The sequence below is a fragment of the Actinomadura napierensis genome (assembly GCF_039529375.1).
GTDB lineage: Bacteria > Actinomycetota > Actinomycetes > Streptosporangiales > Streptosporangiaceae > Spirillospora > Spirillospora napierensis.
On the sequence record NZ_BAAAMR010000235.1, the window covers coordinates 1 to 3,356 of the forward strand.

The window sequence follows — 3,356 nt, forward strand, 5'->3', positions numbered from 1 at the left end:
AACGGCCCGGCGCCCGCTCGGGCGGTGCCGGCGGCGGCCGGGGCGGCGGCGGCCGCTGGGGCGGCTCCGGCGGCCGGTGGTGGGTGTGGGTCGGGCGCGCCGTGCTCTGGGCCCTCATCCTCGTCATCCTCGTCAACGGGATCCGCGCGCCGTTCGAACGGTTCACCGCCAAGGACGGCGGCTCCGCCGACAACGGCGCCACCGCCAAACCCGGAAAGGGCACGGGTTTCCCGAGCAGCGCCGCCGGCGCGTTCGCGCTCCAGTTCGCCAACGTCTACCTCAACTACGACCAGAAGAACGCCGCCGCGCGCGAAGCCCAATTGCACACCTTCCTGCCCGACGGCGCCGACGCCCAATTCGGCTGGAACGGCGTCGGCACATTGCAGGTCCAGTCCGTCCAGGTCGCCGGAGTCGACGCCCGCGACGCCCACGACGGAACCGTCACGGTGCTCGCCCGCAGCGCCGACAAATGGCTCCGGCTGTCGGTCCCGGTCTACGCCGCCGACGGCGGCGCCCTCGTCATCTCCGGCCGCCCCGCGCTGCTCCCGCCGCCCACCAAGGCCGCGCTCCCGCAGGGCGGCGTCCAGGACCGCGACACCGCCCTGGAGAGCACCCTCCAGGGCATCCTCGGTACGTTCTTCAAGGCGTACGGGTCCGGCGACCAGGCCACGCTCTCGCACTTCTCGGACGGGACGCCGATCGCGGGCCTGGCCGACTCCGTCAGCTTCGTGCAGGTCAAGGAGGTCGTCGCTGCCAAGGGAGCCGCCGACGAGCGCACCGTCACCGCGACCGTCGGCTGGCAGATGCCCGGCGGCGCCGGCGCCGGCGGAGGCGGCGAGCTCGACCAGTCCTACCGGCTCACCGTGGTGAAGAAGGGGACGAACTGGTACGTCAGAGACATCCGTGGCACCACGGAGCCGAACGCATCATGACCTCCAACCCCATGACAACCGCCGTCCCAGAGAGGGTGATCAGTCGATGCTGAACCACATCATGGCGTCGATTCCGCACGAGGTCTGGGCGGCGCCGCAGCAGAACGACGAACTGCGGACCGACCAGCTCGCCGACTGGCTGCGCAACATCTTCGGCCCGCTCTTCCTCGTCATCGTCTCCATTGTCGCGATCTTCTTCCTGTTCACCCGTGAGATCACGCGCTTCGTCCAATTCATCGTGCTGGCGATCGGAATCGGAGTGGTCTTCTACGTGCCGAACATCATCGAGACGACGGCCAAGGCGATCGCCAAGGCCCTCGGAGTGGACGTCACCTGACCCACGCGGAGGTCGGCAGGCGGCACTGTGCTCGCGCAGTTAGGGGAGTAGGGGCGTGGATCTACCCACGTACACGAACATATGGCGCATCGAGAAGCGGCTGTACAAGCTGTACGACCTGCGGCTGCCGATGCCGCTGCCGCTGGTCCAGATCGGTGTCTTCCTCGGCGTGTTCGTGCCCTGGATCCTGCTGCTGCGGTTCGCCGGGATCCCGTTCAAGTCCCCCTGGCACGTCCTGTACGTCGTCCCGCCGGGGGTGCTGACCTGGCTGGCGACCCGGCCCGTCATCGAGGGCAAGCGGCTCACCGAACTATTGCTCTCCCAGAGCCGCTACCTCGCCGAACCGCGCACCTGGTGCCGTCTCACCCCGATCCGCGAACCCCGCGAGGTCGTCGTCATCGCCCGCGTCTGGCGCCGCGCCGAGGCACCCGCCCCGGTCGCCGCCCCCGAACGCGCCGCGGTCAAGTCCCGCCGCAAATCCCGCAAGGCCGCCGCCGCACCCGCCCCGGCCGCAGCCGCCGCCGCGCAGCCCGCCGCCGCGGCCATGCTCCCCGGCCCCGCCATCGCGGAGACGCCCGTCCCGCTGGCCGACTACGCCGCCCGGTACGACGTCCCCGCCCCGGCCGCCGAGGTCCCCGCCCCGAAACCGTGGCGGCGCACCGTCCGCGACATCTCCCACGAGGACGACGTCCAACTCGAGCCGCACCCCGGCGAGATCGAACGCCCCCCGGCGACCCCCCAGCTGGAGGTCCCCCCGGCCCCGGCCCCGGCCGGCTCCGGCAAGCGCGGCCTCGCCTCCGGCGTCCGCCGCCCCGGCGCGTCCGCCGAGATCTGGCCCGCCGTCCCCCCGGTCACCCGCCCCGACATCCCCCAGCAGACTCCCGCCCCCGCCTCCTTCGGCAACCCCGCCCCCTTCCCCACCCGCGAACCGACCAAGCCGGACGCCACGACCGAGCCCGCGCCCCCCTCGGCCGAACACGCCGCCGTCCCCAGCGAGGACACGCCCGCCCCGATCCGCCAGGGCGGCGAGCGACCAGCGGAGCAAGCCCGCTCCGCCGAACGCGCAACCGAACCCGCCGCACCGGACCAGGTCGCCGAGCAGGCGCGTGGCCTGCGATTGGTCTCGGAAGGCGTCCCGCCGGTGCGTGCCGATGCGACCCAGCACGCCGGCGAGCCCCCCGTTCCCCCGGCCGAGCGCGCCGCCGCCCCCGGCGAAAACGCGCCCGCTCCAGCGCACCAGGGCCCCGAGCAGGCAGCGGAGCAAGCCCGTTCCGCCGAGCGCGCAAGCGAGCCCGCCGCTCGCGAGACCGCGCCCGCCGCACCGGAGCAGGTCGCCGAGCAGACGCCTGGCCTGCGATTGGTCTCGGAAGGCGTGCCGCCGGTGCGCGCCGATTCGACCGAGCACGCCAGCGAGACCCCCGTTCCCTCGGCCGAAGCGGCGCGCGAGCCGGTTGCGCCCGCCTCGGCCGAGCGCGAGGCCGCCCCCAGCGAGTACACGCCCGCTTCGGCGCCCCAGGGTGGCGAGCAGGTGACGCCGGAAGGTGTGGCGGCGCGTGGCGGTTCTGGTGAGCGCGTGAGTGGGGGCGCCGGCCGCGACGCTGGTGAGAACACAGCCGCCGCAGAGGAGCAGCCTGCTCGGCAGGCAGCGCAGGACGGCGTGCCGGCGGCGCGGGATGGTTCTGGCGAGGACACGCGTGCCGCGGAGGAGCAGCTCGCCGGTCGGCAGGTGGCATCGGACGGTGCCGTGGGCGCTCAGGTGCGAGCGGAGTCGGGGACGCCGGGCGCGGGCGCGGCGGATGACGAGGCCCGCCGGTCTCGGGCCGGACAGGGTGCGCCGGCTTCCGGGGCGTCGCGGGCGCAGCGGCGCAGGGGCGAGCACTTCGGCGGCGAGCCTGGTGACAAGAAGGTCGCCGGGTGGAGGACGGCGGCGCCGCGCAGGGCGCCCGCGGGGCCGCCGCCCCAGCAGCCGGTGCCCCAGCAGCCGCAGCCCCCGCAGCCGCAGCCGCAGCAGGTGCCTCAGCGGCCGGTGCCTCAGCCGCCGGTGCCTCAGCGGCCGGCGGCGCAGGGGCCTGCGCGGCAGGTTCCGC

General features: G+C 74.3%; 3 protein-coding genes. All 3 read left to right on the forward strand.

The annotated features are described in order from the left end of the window. Window positions 1-932: conjugal transfer protein (locus tag ABD296_RS48995; RefSeq protein WP_344285287.1), on the forward strand; the 932-nt coding region annotated here is incomplete at its 5' end. A gap of 61 nt (window positions 933-993) precedes the next feature. Then, window positions 994-1,269, forward strand: coding sequence for a hypothetical protein (locus ABD296_RS49000; RefSeq protein WP_407061590.1), 276 nt, complete (start codon window positions 994-996; stop codon window positions 1,267-1,269). Window positions 1,270-1,324: 55 nt separating this feature from the next. Then, window positions 1,325-3,356 (forward strand): TcpE family conjugal transfer membrane protein (locus ABD296_RS49005; protein WP_344285292.1); only part of this gene is annotated, 2,032 nt, incomplete at its 3' end.

Coding starts and splice junctions, on each gene's coding strand:
- ABD296_RS49000 (WP_407061590.1), top strand. CDS start 994: ATGGCGTCGATTCCGCACGAGGTCTGGGCGGCGCCGCAGCAGAACGAC.